Raw genomic sequence first — 16,678 nt, 5'->3', positions numbered from 1 at the left:
AGCTGAGGGGTCCGGGAAAGGGGCGCTGGCTGGCTACGTGATGTCTTTATGTGGCGTCTGCGCTGTGGCTTTGAGTAGCGGCCGCGTGAAGGCATTGGGTAGAGACACTGGCCAAGGCTGACTAAGGACGCCGAAACAGAAGCATCGTGCGGGGCACACAAAGACCCCTTGCCCGAACCCATTCTACCTCCGAATAGAGCGCAACCTTCCCCAAAGCGCCCTTCTTGCGCCCGAATAGCACCGAAGGTGCCGGGCGCGCGCCGGACCGGCCCGATGGGCCGGCGCTCCTTGGGACGGCGTGCTCAGCTATCCTCTCGTCCTGACTTTGCGTGGATAAAGCGCGCAGCTCTGAGGTCGGCAGCGCCGGCCCCCGGTCCGGCGCGCGCCCTGGGTTCGGGAGGGGTGAGAGGGCGGCACAGCGGCAGGGGTCCGCGATCTCGGAAGCACCGACACCGGGCCAGTTGCGGCGCGCCAGCGGGTGGCTCGTTCAGGAACCAGGAGACCTGAGCTAGGAAGTCGAACCTCAGCCGATGCCCGCAGCAAAACTCAGCCGATGTCCGCTGCGAACCTCAGCCGATGCGCCAGCTGATGCCCCCAGCTGAGCGCACCGACCACCCCCAAACGCGCCCCAACCCCTTACGCCAGCAACCGCCGCGCGATGACCTGGGCCTGGATCTCCGCCGCGCCTTCGAAGATGTTCAGGATCCGCGCGTCGCAGAGGATGCGGCTGATCGCGTATTCCAGCGCGAAGCCGTTGCCGCCGTGGATCTGCAGCGCGTTGTCGGCCGCCGCCCAGGCGACCCGCGCGCCGAGGAGCTTCGCCATGCCGGCCTCGAGGTCGCAGCGCCGGCCCTCGTCCTTTTCCCGCGCGGAGAAATAGGTCAGCTGCCGCGCCACCATGATCTCCACCGCCATCATCGCGAGCTTCGAGGCGACGCGCGGGAAGGCCACCAGCGGCTTGCCGAACTGCTTGCGGTCCTCGGCGTAGCCCATGCCCTCGTCGAGCGCCGATTGCGCCACGCCGATGGCGCGGGCGGCGGTCTGGATGCGGGCGCTCTCGAAGGTCTCCATGAGCTGCTTGAAGCCGCGGCCCTCCTCGCCGCCGAGAAGGTTCTCTCCGGCCACGCGGAAGTCGTCGAAGTTGACGGTGTATTCCTTCATGCCGCGGTAGCCGAGCACCTCGATCTCGCCGCCCGAGATGCCCGGATCGACAAAGGGCGCCTCGTCGGTGCCGGGGGTCTTCTCGGCCAGGAACATCGACAGGCCGCGGTAATCGTCGGTGCCCGGGACCGAACGCGCCAGCACGGTCATCACATGGGTGCGGGCGGCATGGGTGATCCAGGTCTTGTTGCCGTTCAGCACCCAGTCGCCCTTGTCGTCCTTCTGCGCCTTGGTGCGCAGGCTGCCGAGGTCGGAGCCGGTGTTGGGCTCGGTGAAGACCGCGGTGGGCAGGATCTCGCCCGAGGCGAGGCCCGGCAGCCATTTCTCCTTCTGCGCGGGCGTGCCCCCGGCGATCACCAGCTCGGCGGCGATCTCCGAGCGGGTGCCGAGCGAGCCCACGCCGATATAGCCGCGCGACAGCTCTTCGGAGACCACGCACATCGAGGCCTTGGAGAGGCCCAGCCCGCCGAACTCCTCGGGGATGGTGAGCCCGAAGACGCCCATCTCGGAGAGCTCCTCGATCACCTCCATCGGGATCAGCGCGTCCTTGAGGTGCCAGTCGTGGGCATGAGGCGCGATCTTGTCGAGCGTGTAGCGGCGGAACTGCTCGCGGATCATCTCGAGCTCCTCGTCGAGCCCGGTCTTGCCCACGGTGATCTCGGCGTTGCGCTCGCGCATGAGCTGCACCAGCCGCTCGCGCGCGGCCTGGGTGTTGCCGCCCTGGGTCAGCGCCATGACCGGCTCTGCCATGAGGACGCGCATGTCCTCTTGCGACAGCCCGATGTCCTGCAGGCGCACCACCTCGCCCTGGTTCATCTGGATGCCACCGTAGATCTGCCAGAGGTATTCGCCGAAGGCGATCTGGTGGATCAGCGCCTCGACCTCGCCGAAGGCGCCCTCGGCGTCGAGCTTCTCGGCCCAGGCCTGCATCTGGCGCAGCGCCTCGACGTAGGTGGCGAGCCAGGCGAGCCCATGGGCGGCGGTCTGGTGTGCCTCGATCCGCGCGCCGGAGACACGCTCGCCCTCGGTGACAAGCGCGCGCAGCCGCTCGGTGGCCAGGCCCAGCACCTCCTCGGCGGGCGCCAGGGCGGCGCCGGTCAGCGCGAGAAGATCGGGCAGGGTGCTGCCCGCGGAGAGTGTCGGATCCTGACCGTCATGTGCCATGCTGCGCATCCCTTTCTGACTTCGGCCCCCGGCATAACCTCTTCGCAGGTGCAGCGCAACAAAGATACACGGGGATACCGCAAGTTGTTCAAATGTTGCGCAGCCGATTCCGCTGGTTGCCGCGCGCCTCTCTGGTAACACAGGGCCCATGGAGAGCTTCGTGGACCTTTTGTCACCCCTGGCCTGGGCGGGCGCGCTGGCCGTCACCCTGTTCGCCGGATTCGTCAAAGGCGTGGTCGGATTCGCCATGCCGATGATCATGATCTCGGGCCTCGGCTCGGTCCTGGCGCCCGAGCTGGCGCTGGCGGCGCTGATCCTGCCGACCTTGGTGTCGAACGGCATGCAGGCGCTGCGGCAGGGTCCCGCGGCGGCCTGGCAGTCGACCCGGAAGTTCCGCATCTTCCTGATCGTGGGCGGGGTGATGCTGGTGGCCTCGGCGCAGCTGGTGACGGTGATGCCGGTGGCGCTGATGCTGGCGCTGATCGGGGTGCCCATCGTGGCCTTCGCGCTGGCGCAGATCGCGGGCTGGGACGGGCGGCTGCCCGCCGGGCCCTCGCGCCGCTTCGAGGTGGGCATCGGCGCCTTCGCGGGCTTCATCGGCGGGTTCTCGGGGGTCTGGGGGCCGCCGACGGTGGCCTATCTCATGGCGCTCAACACCGAGAAGACCGAACAGATCCGCGTGCAGGGCGTGATCTACGGGCTGGGCGCGGTGCTGCTGACCGTGGCGCATATGGGCTCGGGCGTCTTGAACGCACAGACCGTCTGGCTGTCGCTGGCGATGATCCCGGCGGCGGTGGCGGGCATGTGGCTCGGCGGGCGGGTGCAGGACCGGTTCGACCAGCGGCTGTTCCGCCGGGCGACGCTCTGGGTGCTGCTGATCGCGGGGCTGAACCTGTTGCGCCGGGCGTTCTTCGCCTGAGGCAGGCCGGTCGGGGCCGCCCCTGCAACCTCTCGCGCGCTCAGGACAGAGGCAGCCCGCCGCAGACCGCCGCGATTTCGGGCGCCAGATCCGCCGGGACCACCTGGAAGCGCGCCTCGTAGAGCAGCTCTCCCTCCCGTTCGGCGCGGATGATCCAGAGGCCGGGCACCCGCTCCTCGGGCAGATCGAAGGTATAGGCGTTGATCGAGGTGCCGCTGCCGCCAAGCTCGGTCACATAGGCCTGGCGGGTATGGCCGCTTTCGCGGAAGGGCGGATGTTCGAGCGACAGGATCACCCCGTCGTAAAGCTGCCCGTCGATCGCGCTGCTTTTCACCCCGAAGCTCACGTCCGGCACGGCGGGCACGACGTCGGTCCGCCACTGGAACTCGGGCATGACGTCGAAAAGCTCGATCTTGCCCGCGGCGGTGCCGGGTGCGGCCACCTCTCCGACCGAAGGCACGTCGCAGAAGACGCCCTGTTCGATGGCAAAGCGCGCGGGGTCATAGGCCACCTCGGCCGCGAGGGGCGCGGGCAGGGGCGCAAGGCAGAGGCAGAGAAGGGCGGGGCGCATGGCAGTAATGGTGCGGCGCGCGGCGGGGCTGTCAATTGCCCGGGGGCTCAAAAGCGCGACACCCCGGCGGGGGCCGCCGGGGTGCCTGGGATCCGTCGAGAGACGTGGGCCTCAGCCGATCGCCACGGCTTTCACGTCGTCGTCGATGTAGGGCAGGTATTGCGCGAAGTTGTCGGCGAACATCTGCACCAGCTTCTCGGCCTGGGCGTCATAGGCGGCCTTGTCGTCCCAGGTGCGGCGCGGGTCGAGCAGGAGCTCGGCCACGCCCTCGACCTTGACCGGGACCTCGAAGCCGAAGTTCGGATCCTTGCGGTATTCGGCCGAGGAGAGTCGCCCCTCGAGCGCGGCCGACAGCAGCGACCGGGTCGCCTTGATCGGCATCCGCGAGCCCTGGCCGTAGGCGCCGCCGGTCCAGCCGGTGTTGACCAGCCAGCAGGTGGCGCCGTGCTTGGCGATCTTGTCGCGCAGGAGGTTGCCGTAGACCTCGGGGCGGCGCGGCATGAAGGGCGCGCCGAAGCAGGTCGAGAAGGTCGGCTGCGGCTCGGTCACACCCCGCTCGGTGCCGGCGACCTTGGCGGTGAAGCCCGACAGGAAGTGATACATCGCCTGCGCCGGCGTCAGCCGCGCGATCGGCGGCAGCACCCCGAAGGCGTCGCAGGTCAGCATGATGATGTTCTTCGGATGCCCGCCAAGCGCCGAGCTCGAGGCGTTGGAGATATACTCCAGCGGGTAGGCGCAGCGCATGTTGGCGGTCAGGCTGTCGTCGTCGAAATCCAGCTCCAGCGTCTCGGGATCGTGGATCATGTTCTCGATCACGGTGCCGAACTTGGTGGTGGTGGCGTAGATCTCGGGCTCGGCCTCGGCCGAGAGGTTGATCGTCTTGGCGTAGCAGCCGCCCTCGAAGTTGAAGGTGCCGCGCTCGGACCAGCCGTGTTCGTCGTCGCCGATCAGGATGCGGTCGGGGTCGGCCGAGAGCGTGGTCTTGCCGGTGCCCGAAAGCCCGAAGAAGATCGCCGTGTCCACCGGGTTGCCCTTGGCGTGGTTGGCCGAGCAATGCATCGGCATCACGCCCTTCTCGGGCAGCAGGTGGTTGAGCAGGGTGAAGACCGACTTCTTGTTCTCGCCGGCGTATTCGGTGTTGGCGATCAGGATCAGCTTGCGGTCGAAGTTCAGCGCGATCACCGTCTCGGAGCGGCAGCCGTGTTTCTTCGGGTCGGCCTTGAAGCTCGGGCAGTTGATGATGGTGAAATCGGCGGTGAAATCGTCGAGGCTCTCGGCGTCGGGACGGCGCAGCATGTGGCGGATGAACAGCCCGTGCCAGGCCAGTTCGGTGACCACCCGCACGTTGAGCTGATGCGTCGGATCGGCGCCGCCGAAGAGGTCCTGCACGAAGTATTCGCCGTCCTTCATGTGGGCGATCATGTCGTCGTAGAGCGCGTCGAAGCCCTCGGGCGACATGGCGGCGTTGTTCTCCCACCAGATCGCGTCCTCGACCGAGGGCGTGCGCACCACGTGCTTGTCCTTGGGCGAGCGGCCGGTGAACTTGCCGGTGGTGACCAGGAAGGCGCCGCCGCGGCCCAGGGTGCCCTCGCCACGGCGCAGCGCGGCGTCGATCAGGGCGGGCTCGAGCTGGTTGTAATAGACGTTGCCGAGACCTTCGATCCCCTGGTCCTCGAGGCGAAAGTTCGGGTTGACCCGTCCAGATGTCATGGCTTGGCTCCTCCGGCCATCTGCTGCGTGATGCATGGCGAGGCGCGCCGGCAGCGGCGCGCAGCCGGACGTCGGAGCGCCCGGTACAGATCGCATAACACGCGGTTTTCCGGGCCGGAAAGGTGCCAAAGTGTCCGTTAGCGCAACCAAAAGCGGTTTAGCGCAATCATCTTGCGCGGCCATCCACCCATCCTGGCAAACCGTGGCCATTAAGCCGCGCGTTACGAAAATTGCGGTGAAATTGTGACGGTGCCCGGGGTGATTCGCAGATTGGAATTGTTCCGCCGACCGGCGGTGCGCATAATGCGCAGAAAAAACGTGAGCAGTACAAGGATGTCTCCGATGAACAAGATCGCTCTTGTGGACGACGACCGCAACATCCTGACCTCGGTGTCGATGACGCTCGAGGCCGAGGGGTTCGAGGTCGAAACCTACAACGACGGGCAGCAGGCGCTCGACGCATTCAACAAGAAGATGCCCGACATGGCCGTCTTCGACATCAAGATGCCCCGCATGGACGGCATGGACCTGCTGCAGCGGGTGCGCCAGAAGTCCAAGATGCCGGTCATCTTCCTGACCTCCAAGGACGACGAGATCGACGAGGTGCTGGGCCTGCGCATGGGCGCGGACGACTACGTGAAGAAGCCCTTCTCGCAACGGCTGCTGGTCGAGCGCATCCGCGCGCTCCTGCGCCGCCAGGAGGCGCTGGCCACCAACACCGTCGGCGAGACCGAGGAAACCAAGCTGATGACCCGCGGGTCGCTGACCATGGACCCGCTGCGCCACTCGGTGACCTGGAAGGACCGCGACGTCTCGCTGACCGTGACCGAGTTCCTGCTGCTGCAGGCGCTGGCGCAGCGTCCGGGCTTCGTGAAGTCGCGCGACCAGCTGATGGACGTGGCCTATGACGACCAGGTCTATGTCGACGACCGCACCATCGACAGCCACATCAAGCGGCTCAGAAAGAAGATGCGCTCGGTCGACGATGATTTCTCCGCGATCGAAACGCTCTATGGTATCGGATACCGCTACAACGAAGAGTGACGCCTTATGGCGCTTGCCGAGCGTATAAATGCGGACGAGGAGTCGCGCGACCAGGGCCGGCACGACGATGAAGTCGTGCTGGGCGACGACTGGGTTGCGCCCGACGCCAACGTCGAGAAGGAGCTGCAGGAAAGCCGCGCGCGCCGCGGCCTTTTCGCGCTGAACCGGTCGCCCCTGACGCGGAAGATCATCATCTTCAACCTGATCGCGTTGAACATCCTCGTCGCGGGCATCCTCTATCTCAATTCCTCGCGCGACACGCTGGCGATCCAGCGCGCCTCGGCGATGGAATCCGAGGTCGAGCTGGTCGCCGATGTCTTCGAGGTGCAGCTCGCCGCCACAGGCACCGACGGCGCAGAGGCGCCGGGCATCGACGTCTCCGACACGCTCGCCGGGCTCGACCTGCGCGAGGGCGCGCGGCTCTTCGTCTTCGACACCGAACGCTTCCTGATCGGCGAGGCGCAGGGCAGCCTGCCGCTCAGCAACGCGCTGGCCGCCGAAAGCGCGCAGGAAAAGCCCACGGTGATCTCGGATTTCCTGGGCCGGGTCTGGCAGGCCATGGCCGGGGTCTTCAACATCCTCTCGGGCGATCCCGCCATCACCGAGGAGGACCGCGTCCGCCAGCTCATCGAGGCGCGCGGCCAGGACGGCACCCATGTGGTGCAGACCACCTCGGCGCAGGGCGAGACGCTCTTTACCGCGCTGACCCCGATCCAGAGCGGCGGGCAGGTGATCGGCACTTTGGGCCTCGTGTCCACCGCGCAGGAGATCGACACCGCGGTGCGGCTCGAACGCGACCGCGTGCTGCAGATGTTCGTGATCGCCACGCTGGTCTCGATCGGGCTCAGCCTGGTGCTGGCCTCGACCATCGCCAACCCGATCTCGGACCTTGCCGCCGCCGCCGAGATCGGCCGCGACCGCAACCGCCGCAGCGCCCAGCCGGGCCGCATCCGCATTCCCGACCTGACCGCCCGTCCCGACGAGATCGGGCGGCTCTCGGGCGCGCTGCGCGGCATGGTCGGCGCGCTCTACGACCGGATCGACAGCAACGAACAATTCGCCGCCGACGTCGCCCACGAGATCAAGAACCCGCTCGCCTCGCTGCGCTCGGCCATCGGCTCGCTCCGCATCGTCAAGAAGGACGAACACCGCGACAAGCTGCTCGACGTGATCGAGCATGACGTGCGCCGCCTCGACCGGCTGGTCTCGGACATCTCCAACGCCTCGCGGCTCGACAGCGAGCTGGTGAAAGAGGAAGAGCAGCAGTTCGACCTCCTGGAGATGGTCGGCAACTTGACCCAATACCTGGGCGAGGACGCGCGCCGGAAGGGGATCGAGTTCATCACAGACCTGCCGCCGCGGCCCATCGCGATTCACGGGCTCGAGGCGCGGCTGGCGCAGGTCTTCGTGAACCTGATCACCAATGCGATCTCCTTCTGCGAGGATGGCGACGCGATCCGTGTCTGGGCCCGCAAGCGTGACAACCGCGTGCTGGTCGTGGTCGAGGACACCGGGCCGGGCATCCCCGACCAGGCGCTCTCGAAGATCTTCAAGCGCTTCTACTCGCAGCGCCCCGAAGGCGACTTCGGCAACAACTCGGGCCTCGGGCTCGCGATCTCCAAGCAGATCGTAGAGGCCCATGGCGGCGTGATCTGGGCCGAGAACATTCGCCCGACCGAGGCCGACATCAGCTCCGAACCCCTGGGGGCGCGCTTCGTGGTCGGCCTGCCGATCTGAGGAGGTCGCCATGTGCGCCAGCCCGACCCCGGGCGCCCCGGACCAAGGCGACGCCGCTCAGGTGGTGCATGGCTCGGCCGTCGCTTTCGACGGGCGGGCCTGCCTGATCCTCGGCCCCTCGGGCAGCGGCAAGTCGGCCCTGGCGCTGGAGCTCTTGGCGCTGGGCGCGGGGCTCATCGCCGACGACCGGGTGATCCTGCGCCGCGACGGCCACGCGCTTCGAGCCGAGGCGCCCGCGGCCATCGCAGGGCTGATCGAGGCGCGGGGCGTCGGCCTCTTGAACGCCCCCGCCGCGCCGCCCGCGGCCCTGGCGCTGGTGGTCGACCTCGGCACGCCCGAGACCGACCGCCTGCCGCCCTTCCGCGAGCGCCACATCGCGGGCGTCACGCTGCCCTGCCTTCACAACATCTCGCGCGCGGTTTTCGCAGCGGCGATCCGGCAATATATGCTGCATGGCAGAAAGCACTGATCCCCGATGACCGACGACAGCCAGACCCCGCGCGTGATCCTTTTGACCGGCCCTTCGGGCGCCGGGCGCACCACCGCCATCAACGCGCTCGAGGATTTCGGCGTCGAGGCGATCGACAACATCCCGCTCTCGCTGATCCCCCGGCTTCTCGAGGCCCCGATCGGGGCGGGCGGCATCGCGCTGGGCGTGGACGTGCGGAACCGCGACTTCGCGGTGCCCGCGCTCCTCGACCTCGTGGCGGCGCTCCGGGCGCGGGAAGACGTGCGGCTCGAGCTGCTCTTCGTCGATTGCAGCCGCGAGGTGCTGATCCGGCGCTTCTCCGAGACCCGGCGGCGCCATCCGCTCTCGCCGGACGCCTCGCCCGAGGAGGGCATCGACGAGGAGCTCGCGCTGCTCGACCCGGTGCGCGCCGCCGCCGACAGCCTGATCGACACCAGCGCCACCAGCCCGCATGACCTGCGCGCCGAGGTGGCCCGCCGCTTCACCGCCCCCGAGGAGGCGCGGCTGACCGTGTCGCTGGTCTCCTTCTCCTACAAGCGCGGGCTGCCGCAGGGCGCCGACATGATCTTCGACTGCCGCTTCCTGCGCAATCCGCACTGGGACACGGCGCTGCGCTCGGCCACCGGGCTCTCGGCCCAGGTGCAGGACTACATCGCCGAGGACGCCCGCCTCGCGCCCTTCCTGGAACGCATCGGGGGGCTTCTGCGCTTCCTGCTCCCGGCCCATCGCGAGGAGGGCAAGACCCATGTCACCGTGGGGATCGGGTGTACCGGGGGGCAACACCGCTCGGTTGCCGTAACAGAAAGCCTGGCCGGCGCTCTTGCAGAGAGCGGGTGGCAGGTGTCAATTAGTCACCGTGAGCTGGAGCGCCGGGGCATCCTCACCCCGGGCCGCGACAGGCTCGCCGACGGCGGAAAGGATGGAAGCCAGCCTTGATCGGAATCGTCATCGTGGCGCATGGCGGATTGGCGCGGGAGTATCTCGCGGCGATCGTGCATGTCGTGGGCGAACAGCCGGGCATCCGGGCCATCGCGATCGAGGCCGACCATGACCGCTCCGCCAAGCAATCCGAGATTTGCGACGCCGCCGATGTGGTCGACCAGGGCCAGGGCGTGGTGATCGTCACCGACATGTTCGGCGGCTCGCCCTCGAACCTGTCGCTCCTGGCCTGCCAGCCCGACAACCGGCGGATCCTCTACGGGGCCAATCTGCCGATGCTGATCAAGCTGGCGAAGTCCCGCCATCTGGCGGTGCCGGATGCGGTGCGCATCGCGCTCGAGGCCGGGCGCAAGTATATCGACAGCCAGAACATCGGGCCGGGGGGCGTGGCGCCCGCCAAGACGGCCTGAGACAAAAGCCAGGGCAGGGCCGATGACCGACAGCGTGCGCCGCGAGATGAAGATCGTGAACGAAAAGGGCCTGCATGCGCGGGCCTCGGCCAAGCTGGTCGAGGTGGTCGAGGGCTTCGACGCCCGCGCCGAGGTCAGCCGCGACGGCATGTCGGCCGCCGGCGACAGCATCATGGGGCTGTTGATGCTGGCCGCCGCCAAGGGCGCCACGATCAACGTCGAGACCTCGGGGCCCGACGCGGCGCCCCTGGCCGACGCCATCGAGGCGCTGGTCTCGGACCGGTTCGGCGAGGGCAACTGACATGCGCCCCGACCTCTTCGAGGCGCCGGGGCGCACCGGCGATCCGCCCGAGCCCCCGGTCGAGGTCACGCCCGTCCAGGCCCCCTACGACAAGCGCAAGCTGAGCTACGCCAATACCTTCGCGAGCCCCTGGAAGCGCGGCACGATCCGCGCGCTGGAATGGCTGACCGGCAAGCTGACGCTTTTGCGCATGGTCCGCCGCTTCGAACGCATGGGCCTCGTCGAGGGCCAGGCCTTCTGGCAGCGCGCGCTCGACATCATGGGCATCGCGCTCGAGACCCCATCCGAGGAAATCGCCCGCATCCCCGCCAAGGGCCCGGTGATCGTGGTCGCCAACCACCCTCACGGGCTGGTCGACGGCATGGTCCTGGCCGAGCTGATCGGCCGGGTGCGCGACGACTACAAGATCCTCACCCGGTCGCTGCTGACCGGGGTCGACGAGGTTCAGCGCTTCATGATCCCGGTGCCCTTCCCGCATGAGCCTGACGCGCGCCAGCAAAGCCTGAAGATGCGCCGCGAGGCGATGGATCACCTGGCGGCGGGCGGGGTGATCGTGCTGTTTCCCTCGGGCGTGGTGGCCTCCTCCGACAGCGCCTTCGGGCCGGTGATCGAGCGCGACTGGAACCCCTTCACCGCCAAGATGGTGCTGCGCTCGGGCGCGACGGTGGTGCCGATCCGCTTCTCGGGGCAGAACTCGCGGGCCTACCAGGTGGCCAACCGGCTCTCCGCGACGCTGCGCCAGGGGCTCCTGATCCACGAGGTGGTGGCGGCCTGCGGGCGCCCCCAGGCGCCGATCGTCGGCGCGCCGCTCGGGCCCGAGGAGATCGCCGAGCTGGCCCCCGAGGGCCGCGAGTTGAGCGCCCGGCTCCGGGCGCTGACCATGGGGCTCAGCCGCTAGGGGGCGGCGGCGCGCGGTGCAGGGCAGGGCCTCGGGCCGCGCGCGCGGTCCAGCTTGCAGCGCCATTCTCAGAAAATGGAAATCTCGCCTCGGGGCCGGCCCGCGCCTCAGCCCGTTGGCACCGGGATCATCGTCCCGGTCAGAAGCGCCACATGCCGCTCCGCGCCCTCGGCGTCGACCGCGTGCACATCGGCTGCCACCACGATCAGCCGCCGCCCGGGTTTCACCACCCGCCCGCGAGCGATCAGCGTCACGCCCTTCGGCGCGGCGAGGTAGTGGATCTTCATCTCCGAGGTCACCACCTCCATCTCCTCGGACAGCGTGGTCAGCGCCGAATAACCCGCCGCGCTGTCGCCGATCGAGAAGGTCAGCCCGCCGTGCGCCAGCCCCTGCTGCTGCAGCACATGCGGCGCGAGCGGCACGGTGATCTCCACCGCGCCCGGAGCGACCCGCGCGAGCCGCGCGCCGAGCGTCGCCATCAGGCTTTGCCGGTCGAAGGAGGATTGGATGCGGTCCTGCATGGCGCGCATCAAGGCATGGGGCGCGCGCGCCCGCAAGCCCCTAGCGCGGCATCGGGATCGCCAGCGGGCGCGGCCCGGTCAGGATCGCCTGGGCATCCCGCGCCATAAGCCCGGTGAGCGCGGCATGCGAGGACCAGAGCCCCCCGGTATAGGCGCCGTAGGCCGGCAGGATCAGACGCGCCGCATCGACCAGGAAACAGGCCCGCGTGATCGACCGCCCGCGCAGCGCCATGCGCGCCTTGGGGTGGTAGTGGCCCGAGACCTCGCCCGCGCCCTCGGGCGTGGCGATATGGCGGAAGGTGAGCGGGCCGCGCCGGGCCTCGGCGGCATGGGTGCCGCCCACCGCGACGGGGCCCGGGTCGTGGTTGCCCTCGATCCAGAGCCAGCGCCGCCCGGCCTGCAGCCGCGCGATCCAGAGCTGCTGGTCCTCGGGCAGGGCGGCGCTGGCGCCCGCGTCGTCGAAACTGTCGCCAAGGCAGATCACCTCGCGCGCGCCGGTCGCGGCGAGGTCGGCGTCGAGCCGGCCCAGCGTCTCGAGCCCGTCGTAGGGCGGCAGCATGGCCCCGCCCTGTGACACCAGCCGCGCGCATTTGCCGAGATGCAGGTCGGAGACGACCAGCAGGTCCTCATCGGCCCAGTAGAGCGCCCCGGAGGGTAGAGCCGCGAGCCGCGCGCCGCGGAAGGTGAAACCATGGGTGTTCATGGCCTGTTCTTAGGCCCGCGATGCCGGCAGGCGCAACCCCGCGCGCGGCGTCACTGTGGGACCGGTCGGGCGCAGGCGCCGGGTGGCGCGGCGGGGCGGCGATGGGTGCAGAGGGGCTGCGATGCACGGCGCGACGGGGCTGCGACGCGCGGCGCGGCGCGGCGGTGGGGCAGTGCTTCACCCCTGCCGGTGCGGTGCAACGGCTGCGCTGGACGATCCCGCGCCGGGCACTTCGACACGCCTTGCCTCATCAGCGCCCTCCCGCCCCAGGCTACCAGGGCACCCGCCAGGCCGGCTTGGCCGAGGCGTCGACCTCGGCCAGGCCCGACTGGTCGAGAAGCCGCGTCACCTCCTCCTCGATCAGCCGGTCGTCGGCGCTGCCCCGGATCGGCACCCGCCCGGGCTCGAGGAAGAGCGGCGCCGCCAGCGGCGTCACCCGGCTCAGCCGGTGCAGGTCGATCCGGTCGCCGACCCGGTGACACATCTCGCGGATGCGGGCGAAATCGACGAGCCCGCGCATGGCCTCTTCGCGGGTGATCTGCAGCATCAGGTGGCCGGGGTCGTATTTCACCAGCGTGTCGTAGAGGATGTCCGAGGACATGGTCGCCTGCCGCCCGGACTTGCGCTGCCCGCCGACCTGCCGCTCGATCAGCCCCGCGATATTGGCCGAGGCGCGGAAGGTGCGCTTCATCACCGCGTTACCGGTCAGCCAGGTCTCGAGCCCCGCCTCCAGCCGCGCGATGTCAAACAGCGGCCGCGGGTCGGTCACCGCGTCGAGCCCCCAGATCAGCGTGGCGTAATCGGTGGCGACGAAGCCCATGGGCGCGAGGCCCTCTTCCTCCATGCGCTTGGTCAGCAGAAGCCCCAGCGTCTGCATGGCGTTGCGCCCGGCGAAGCCGTAGACCACCAGCTGCTCGCGCCCGTCGTGCGGGAAACTCTCGATCAGGAGCCGCCCGGGTTCCGGCAGCCGCGAGACCTCGGACTGCAGGCGCAGCCAGTCGGCGGTGTGATCGGGCAGGGCGGCCCAGTCCTTCTCGCGGAACATCCGCAGGATGCGCTCGGAGAGCTGCGTCGAGGTGGCGAACTTGGTGCCCATGAAGGTGGCGATCTTGGGCTTGCGCGCGGCGTCGCGGCTGACCTCTACGACCATCTCGCGCAGGCCCTCGTAGCGCACGATCTGCCCGCCGATCAGGAAGGTGTCGCCGGGCGTGAGCGAGGCGGCGAAGCCTTCCTCGATCTCGCCGAGCGGCTTGCCGCCGCGCCCGCGCATCCGCACCTTCAGCGTGTCGGTGTCCTGGATGGTGCCGATGTTCTGCCGGATCCGCGCCGCTGAGCGCGGGTCGCGCAGCTCCCAGAGGCCGTCGTCGCGCTGCCGGATGCGCCGCCACTGGTCGTAGGCCCGGAGCGCGTAGCCGCCGGTGGCGCAGAAATCGAGGCAGGCGTCGAATTCGGCCCGGGTCAGCCCCGCGTAGGGCCCGGCCGCCGACATCTCGGCAAAGAGCATGTCGGCGTCGAAGGGCCCCGCGGCGGCGGCGATCAGGATGTGCTGGCAGAGGACATCGCGCGGCCCCGGCCCGCGCGGCTCGCCGTCGAGGTCGCGGGCCCGCACCGCCTCGAGCGCGGCCAGGCATTCCACCACCTCGAAGCGGTTGGCGGGCACCAAGAGCGCCTTCGAGGGCGCGTTGTAGCGGTGGTTCGCCCGGCCGATTCGCTGCACCAGCCGCTTGACGTTCTTCGGCGCACCGACCTGGATCACCAGGTCCACATCGCCCCAGTCGATGCCGAGATCGAGGCTGCCGGTGCAGACGATGGCGCGCAGCTGGCCCGCGACCATGGCGGCCTCCACCCTTTCGCGCTGGGCGCGGTCGAGGCTGCCGTGGTGGATGCCGATCGGCAGGCTGTCCTCGTTGGCGAGCCACAGGTGGTGGAAGAAGATCTCGGCCTGCGCGCGGGTGTTGTGGAAGATCAGCGTGGTGCGGTGCTGCCGCACCGCCTCGAGGACCGCGGGGATGGCGTATTTCGCGCCGCCGCCGGACCAGGGCGGGGCCTCCTCGGTGCGCAGCATGGAGATGTCGGGCTCGGGGCCCGGGTCGGCCTCGAGGATCTCGCAGGGGTCGGGGTGGCGCGCGACCAGTTTCGCGATGGCCTCGGGGTCGTCCACCGTGGCCGAGAGCCCGACGCGCCGGAGCCCCGGCGCCAGCCGCTGCAGCCGCGCCAGCGCCAGCATGAGCTGGTCGCCGCGTTTCGATTCCGCCAGGGCATGGACCTCGTCGATGACCACCCGCTGGAGCCCCGCGAAGGTGCGCGCGGCGTCCTCGTAGGAGGTCAGGAGGGCGAGGCTCTCGGGCGTGGTCAGCAGGATATGCGGCGGGTCGGCGCGCTGGCGCTTCTTGGCGTGGGACGAGGTGTCGCCGGTGCGGTCCTCGATGCGGATCTCGAGGCCGGCCTCCTCGACCGGGCGGCGCAGGTTGCGCTTGATGTCCGAGGCCAGGGCCTTGAGCGGGCTGACGTAGAGCGTGTGCAGCCCCGGGCCGGGTGTTTCTCCGAGCTCGGCGAGGCTCGGCAGGAAACCCGCCAGCGTCTTGCCCCCGCCGGTCGGCGCGATGAGCAGGAGCGCGGGCGCGCTGGCCCGGTCGAGCATGGCGCGCTGGTGCGGGTGCATCTGCCAGCCCTGGGCGTCGAACCAGGTTTGGAGCGGGGCGGGGAGGTCGGTCATGGGAGAGATATCTGGGCCGGGAGGTCGGTGAGGGAAAGCGGTGCGGGGGGATTGGGGGGAGATTTTTTGGGTTTTGGGGGGGCTGGGGAGGGTTTCGCAGCTTGTGCCGTCGCTCAAGGGGCGCATCAACTAATCGCCCCCAATCGCACCGCGCACAATCGCCCGATCACCCGGCCCAGCCGCGACACCGGATATTTTACGCACACCGTAAAATCCCCGCGCCCCTTGCGCCCGAACAGCATCGAAGATGCCGGGCGCGCGCCGGACCGGCCCCTTGGGCCGGCGCTCTTGTGGGCGGTGTGCCTAGTTCGTCTCTAGTCCTGACCTGGCCGGGATAAAGCGCTTAGCTCCGAGGTTGGCGGCGCCGGCCCCCGGTCCGGCGCGCGCCCTCTGGTGGTGTGGGTTGATAGGGGGAGGGCGCAGGATAGCCATGAAGCACCCCGGACCGGCACGTTGGACAAGCGCTCTTGTGCGTGGCGCGTTGGGCTCAAGGTTTGCCCTGACCTGGCCGGGATGAAGCGCCAAACCCCATAGGTCCGCAGCACCACCCTCCGCTTCAGCAGCCCCCCTCTCCTGGCCCAACCGCCTCAGCCCCCGTAAGGATCCCTCGGGCCGCGGTCCTCGGAGAGGCTCTGCTGGCGGCGCGAGACCAGCGCCTCGATCGCATCGGCGAGATGGACCTCGGCGATGTTGTAATCGCCCCGCGCCACCCGGATGCGATGCGCCTCGATCATCACGTCGGCATGCGAACAGCCCATCGGCGGCTCGAAGCGATAGCAGGCCAGCTCGATCAACAGCCCCAGCGGGTCCTTGAAGTAGATCGAATCCATGAAGCCCCGGTCCTTGGGGCCCGAATGGGTGATGCCGCGCTCGTCGAGCCGCTCGACCACCTGCGACCAGACCGCCTTGGAGACGTTGAAGGCGATGTGATGCACGCAGCCCGCATCGGTCGGCGTGCGCGCATGCTGGGCCTTGCGCTTCTCGTTGGTGAAGATGGTGATCAGCCGCCCGTCGCCGGGATCGAAGTAGAGATGACCCTCGTCGGGATTGTCGAGATTGGGCTGGTCGAAGATGAAGGGCATGCCGAGGACGCCCTCCCAGAAGTCGATCGAGCTCTGCCGGTCCGCGCCGGTCAGGGTGATGTGATGCACGCCCTGTGCCTGGAGCTTGCGCATGGGGGCTCTCCTCGGTTGTCCTGCTCGGGGCATGATAGCGCGGCGGGTGGGGAAATCATCGGTTTGGTTTTTTGGAGTGGTGGCCCGGGGAGCGCGGCCCTTTCGGGCCGCGGCGGGGGCTCTGCCCCCGGACCCCCGGAGTATTTCCGGCCCGGCCATGCGCAAGAGGGGGCGTGTTGCGGGCGGCGGTTCGGTGGGGGTGCCGGTCTGGTGGTGGAGAGGGGCGCGCGTGGGCCAGTT

At 69.2% G+C, this 16,678-nt stretch carries 15 protein-coding genes; 8 read left to right on the top strand and 7 right to left on the bottom strand.

Features of this window, described 5'->3' with window-relative positions; all coding sequences use genetic code 11:
- Nucleotides 1-636: 636 nt before the first annotated feature.
- Nucleotides 637-2,325 carry an acyl-CoA dehydrogenase family protein gene (locus tag LR948_RS10280; RefSeq protein WP_232753930.1) on the bottom strand — a complete coding sequence of 563 codons (1,689 nt, stop codon included), beginning with the start codon at nt 2,323-2,325 and terminating at the stop codon, nt 637-639.
- A gap of 148 nt (nt 2,326-2,473) precedes the next feature.
- Between LR948_RS10280 and LR948_RS10275 the strand changes: the two genes are divergently transcribed.
- Nucleotides 2,474-3,244, top strand: coding sequence for a sulfite exporter TauE/SafE family protein (locus tag LR948_RS10275; protein WP_232753929.1), 771 nt, complete (start codon nt 2,474-2,476; stop codon nt 3,242-3,244).
- Between the two features lie 40 nt (nt 3,245-3,284).
- Here LR948_RS10275 and LR948_RS10270 read toward each other — a convergent pair whose 3' ends face one another.
- On the bottom strand, nt 3,285-3,815 hold the full coding sequence (locus LR948_RS10270; protein ID WP_232753928.1) for a DUF3859 domain-containing protein: 531 nt from the start codon (nt 3,813-3,815) through the stop codon (nt 3,285-3,287).
- 111 nt (nt 3,816-3,926) lie between these two features.
- Nucleotides 3,927-5,525: a phosphoenolpyruvate carboxykinase gene (locus tag LR948_RS10265; protein WP_232753927.1), complete on the bottom strand. Its 1,599-nt coding sequence runs from the start codon at nt 5,523-5,525 to the stop codon at nt 3,927-3,929.
- A 342-nt stretch (nt 5,526-5,867) separates the two neighbouring features.
- On the opposite strand from LR948_RS10265, the gene LR948_RS10260 reads away from it, so the two are divergent.
- The 7 genes from LR948_RS10260 to LR948_RS10230 are packed head-to-tail and all read left to right on the top strand — an operon-like array spanning nt 5,868 to nt 11,323.
- Nucleotides 5,868-6,569, top strand: a complete 702-nt coding sequence (locus LR948_RS10260) for a response regulator transcription factor (RefSeq protein WP_232753926.1) — start codon at nt 5,868-5,870, stop codon at nt 6,567-6,569.
- 6 nt (nt 6,570-6,575) lie between these two features.
- Nucleotides 6,576-8,306: a sensor histidine kinase gene (locus LR948_RS10255; RefSeq protein ID WP_232753925.1), complete on the top strand. Its 1,731-nt coding sequence runs from the start codon at nt 6,576-6,578 to the stop codon at nt 8,304-8,306.
- A gap of 10 nt (nt 8,307-8,316) precedes the next feature.
- Entirely contained in the window at nt 8,317-8,775 is a 459-nt protein-coding gene (locus tag LR948_RS10250) for an HPr kinase/phosphorylase (protein ID WP_232753924.1), read from the top strand.
- Between the two features lie 6 nt (nt 8,776-8,781).
- A complete protein-coding gene (rapZ, locus tag LR948_RS10245; RefSeq protein ID WP_232753923.1) occupies nt 8,782-9,711 on the top strand; it encodes an RNase adapter RapZ in 930 nt (309 codons plus the stop codon).
- Nucleotides 9,708-10,124, top strand: a complete 417-nt coding sequence (locus LR948_RS10240) for a PTS sugar transporter subunit IIA (protein ID WP_232753922.1) — start codon at nt 9,708-9,710, stop codon at nt 10,122-10,124. The genes rapZ and LR948_RS10240 overlap by 4 nt, the downstream gene beginning before the upstream one ends.
- Before the next feature lie 22 nt (nt 10,125-10,146).
- Nucleotides 10,147-10,425: an HPr family phosphocarrier protein gene (locus LR948_RS10235; protein WP_232753921.1), complete on the top strand. Its 279-nt coding sequence runs from the start codon at nt 10,147-10,149 to the stop codon at nt 10,423-10,425.
- 1 nt (nt 10,426) lies between these two features.
- Nucleotides 10,427-11,323 (top strand): lysophospholipid acyltransferase family protein, encoded by an 897-nt coding sequence (locus LR948_RS10230; protein WP_232753920.1) that lies wholly within the window; start codon nt 10,427-10,429, stop codon nt 11,321-11,323.
- A gap of 107 nt (nt 11,324-11,430) precedes the next feature.
- Here LR948_RS10230 and LR948_RS10225 read toward each other — a convergent pair whose 3' ends face one another.
- From LR948_RS10225 to LR948_RS10210, 4 genes are all read right to left on the bottom strand, one after another.
- Nucleotides 11,431-11,844: a PaaI family thioesterase gene (locus LR948_RS10225; RefSeq protein ID WP_370634929.1), complete on the bottom strand. Its 414-nt coding sequence runs from the start codon at nt 11,842-11,844 to the stop codon at nt 11,431-11,433.
- Nucleotides 11,845-11,884: 40 nt separating this feature from the next.
- Complete coding sequence (gene pdeM, locus LR948_RS10220; RefSeq protein WP_232753918.1) at nt 11,885-12,547, bottom strand: ligase-associated DNA damage response endonuclease PdeM; 663 nt, start codon at nt 12,545-12,547, stop codon at nt 11,885-11,887.
- Between the two features lie 271 nt (nt 12,548-12,818).
- The gene (locus tag LR948_RS10215) at nt 12,819-15,263 is read right to left on the bottom strand and encodes a ligase-associated DNA damage response DEXH box helicase (protein ID WP_232753917.1); all 2,445 of its coding nucleotides are present in this window, start codon (nt 15,261-15,263) and stop codon (nt 12,819-12,821) included.
- A 587-nt stretch (nt 15,264-15,850) separates the two neighbouring features.
- Nucleotides 15,851-16,438 (bottom strand): VOC family protein, encoded by a 588-nt coding sequence (locus LR948_RS10210; RefSeq protein WP_232753916.1) that lies wholly within the window; start codon nt 16,436-16,438, stop codon nt 15,851-15,853.
- Between the last annotated feature and the right edge of the window lie 240 nt (nt 16,439-16,678).

The sequence above is a fragment of the Roseivivax sp. GX 12232 genome, assembly GCF_021272185.1.
In the GTDB taxonomy this organism is placed as follows: Bacteria; Pseudomonadota; Alphaproteobacteria; order Rhodobacterales; family Rhodobacteraceae; genus Roseivivax.
The sequence above is the reverse complement of the archived record's forward strand: the minus strand, read 5'-3'. Positions and strand labels throughout refer to the sequence as shown.

Coding starts and splice junctions, on each gene's coding strand:
- LR948_RS10210 (WP_232753916.1), bottom strand. CDS start 16,438: ATGCGCAAGCTCCAGGCACAGGGCGTGCATCACATCACCCTGACCGGC.
- LR948_RS10225 (WP_370634929.1), bottom strand. CDS start 11,844: ATGCAGGACCGCATCCAATCCTCCTTCGACCGGCAAAGCCTGATGGCG.
- LR948_RS10270 (WP_232753928.1), bottom strand. CDS start 3,815: ATGCGCCCCGCCCTTCTCTGCCTCTGCCTTGCGCCCCTGCCCGCGCCC.
- LR948_RS10250 (WP_232753924.1), top strand. CDS start 8,317: ATGTGCGCCAGCCCGACCCCGGGCGCCCCGGACCAAGGCGACGCCGCT.
- rapZ (WP_232753923.1), top strand. CDS start 8,782: ATGACCGACGACAGCCAGACCCCGCGCGTGATCCTTTTGACCGGCCCT.
- LR948_RS10230 (WP_232753920.1), top strand. CDS start 10,427: ATGCGCCCCGACCTCTTCGAGGCGCCGGGGCGCACCGGCGATCCGCCC.
- LR948_RS10260 (WP_232753926.1), top strand. CDS start 5,868: ATGAACAAGATCGCTCTTGTGGACGACGACCGCAACATCCTGACCTCG.
- LR948_RS10265 (WP_232753927.1), bottom strand. CDS start 5,525: ATGACATCTGGACGGGTCAACCCGAACTTTCGCCTCGAGGACCAGGGG.
- LR948_RS10255 (WP_232753925.1), top strand. CDS start 6,576: ATGGCGCTTGCCGAGCGTATAAATGCGGACGAGGAGTCGCGCGACCAG.
- LR948_RS10275 (WP_232753929.1), top strand. CDS start 2,474: ATGGAGAGCTTCGTGGACCTTTTGTCACCCCTGGCCTGGGCGGGCGCG.
- LR948_RS10280 (WP_232753930.1), bottom strand. CDS start 2,325: ATGGCACATGACGGTCAGGATCCGACACTCTCCGCGGGCAGCACCCTG.
- pdeM (WP_232753918.1), bottom strand. CDS start 12,547: ATGAACACCCATGGTTTCACCTTCCGCGGCGCGCGGCTCGCGGCTCTA.
- LR948_RS10235 (WP_232753921.1), top strand. CDS start 10,147: ATGACCGACAGCGTGCGCCGCGAGATGAAGATCGTGAACGAAAAGGGC.
- LR948_RS10215 (WP_232753917.1), bottom strand. CDS start 15,263: ATGACCGACCTCCCCGCCCCGCTCCAAACCTGGTTCGACGCCCAGGGC.